Raw genomic sequence first — 204 nt, 5'->3', positions numbered from 1 at the left:
AACACCAATGGACTCATCCGGCAATATTTCCCCAAACAAACCGATTTCCGAAATATCAGCGATCGGGAGATACGCAGGGTTCAAGATGAGTTGAACCACCGGCCAAGAAAAACACTTGGCTACGAAACGCCAAGTGTTTTATTCTTAAATCTGTTCCAACCACTGGTACCCTAGTGTTGCACTTGAAATCCGAATCCAAGGACC

At 45.6% G+C, this 204-nt stretch carries 1 pseudogene; it reads left to right on the top strand.

The window, feature by feature from the left end:
• Nucleotides 1-174: pseudogene (locus HMPREF2726_RS12790) on the top strand (IS30 family transposase); the annotation flags it as partial.
• Nucleotides 175-204 lie beyond the last annotated feature (30 nt).

It is taken from the genome of Neisseria sp. HMSC074B07, assembly GCF_001810355.1.
Taxonomy (GTDB): Bacteria; Pseudomonadota; Gammaproteobacteria; order Burkholderiales; family Neisseriaceae; genus Neisseria.
The sequence above is the reverse complement of the archived record's forward strand: the minus strand, read 5'-3'. Positions and strand labels throughout refer to the sequence as shown.